General features: G+C 52.7%; 1 protein-coding gene. It reads right to left on the reverse strand.

Going from position 1 to position 1,619, the window contains the following annotated elements; genetic code table 11:
- Positions 1–124 precede the first annotated feature (124 nt).
- Positions 125–1,339, reverse strand: a complete 1,215-nt coding sequence (locus tag EDD77_RS17850) for an IS110 family RNA-guided transposase (RefSeq protein ID WP_058963745.1) — start codon at positions 1,337–1,339, stop codon at positions 125–127.
- Between the last annotated feature and the right edge of the window lie 280 nt (positions 1,340–1,619).

The following is a 1,619-nucleotide window of genomic DNA, read 5'->3' on the forward strand; positions in this document are numbered from 1 at the left end:
AGTCTGCAAATAAAAAGTCAACAGGGAATTGAGGAAAGTTTGCAACCTTAGTAGGAGGCGAAAGAGAGCAAAACAAAAAGACCGCCGCGCAAGCGCCGGTCAAATTGAAAGAGTATGGAAGTGGTTAATCAGCATTTTCCCGTAAAGCCAGATACTCCTTTACACGGCCATAGTAGATGCGTAGGAACTTGTTGGCGCCGGCTGTCATGTAAACCAGATAAGGTTTGCCCTCGGCTCGCTTCTTGTCCATAAAGCAGTACACCGGGTCGTCCGCAGGCATAGTTTTTAACAGGCAGTCCATGACCAGGAAGAGTGCTTTGCGCAGTTCTGGCGGACCGCTTTTGGAGGCTCTTGTACTCTTTGCCTCATGGGTGCCGGACTGGTCAGCTCCAGGGTCAACCCCCGCAAAAGCCGTAATGGCGTTTCTGTGGGTGAACCGAGTTACATCACCAAGTTCCGCCATAAGCTGCGGGCCAAGAGAATCTCCAACACCATGCATAGCCATGACTACGGGATATTCTGGGAGCTGGGCTGCCAAGGTACGCATTTCGGCCTTGAGCCGTTCCAGAGACGCAGAGACGGCGTTCAGCGCATCAATAGCCTGCCGGATCATCGTTTTGGTCAGGGCATCTTTGGGGAGCATGGCAATCAGATCTTGTGCTCCAGCATGGATCTCAACGGCTCGGCTCTGGCTGAAGTTGTAACCATGGCGCTTGCACCACTTGCGGTAGCGCTCGGTAAAGGCAGTAAGGCTCATATTCCGAACGCAGTCCACATGCCAAAAGGCCGTGGCAAAGTCCACCCATTTCTGACTGCCGTCCTCTCGGACGGGACTGTCAAACAGGGCATTGACACCGGGATAGGTCTGGTCCAGGAGCGCAATGAGATTGTTTTTCATCATCGTCTTGGTCTTGGAGTACAGCCCCTGCTGCCGGTTCAGCGTTTTCAGTTGCATTCGAATCGTGTCCATAGGAGTATGTTGGCGCAATTCCACCCAGTTGTCAAGCCCATAGCGGGCAATCTTCCTGGCATCCGCCTTGTCTGTTTTCACTTTGCGCAGGGTGTTGTTCCCGTAGTCCTTGATGAGCTTTGGATTGACCGCGCTGACAAAGATGCCCTGATCGTGGAGAAAGCGGGCCACCGGCTCATAGTACCGCCCGGTGTGCTCCATGACCACCCGTGTCTCACCATCCAAGCTTTTCAAGTAGTCTGCCAGCTCTTTGAGTTCACTGCCGGTGTGACCAACAGAAAACGGCTTTGCCACCACTTCCCCAAAGGGACGGAGAACAGACACCGTGCTCTTTCCCTTGGAAATATCAATCCCTGCCACATTGCTCATGTACAACGCTCCTCATCATGGATTTGTCTTTGGCGACCAACCATTTCATCATTGCCGATCCAATCTATTTGATGACACGGGCGCACCGGTGTGGCGGCTCAACCTGCATAAATCGAACGCTGCGAACGAGAGGCTGGCTGACGGACTTCGTTACGGACGCGATGATCCTTGGAGGATTGCATCAGGCCAAGACACTCTCATTCTAACAGCTTAGGCAACGATACGGAAAAGACACGGCTGGCTGCCGTGCCTTAAACCGTAAATATATTGTAATAGGAGG

This window comes from Allofournierella massiliensis (assembly GCF_004345265.1).
Lineage (GTDB): Bacteria > Bacillota > Clostridia > Oscillospirales > Ruminococcaceae > Allofournierella > Allofournierella massiliensis.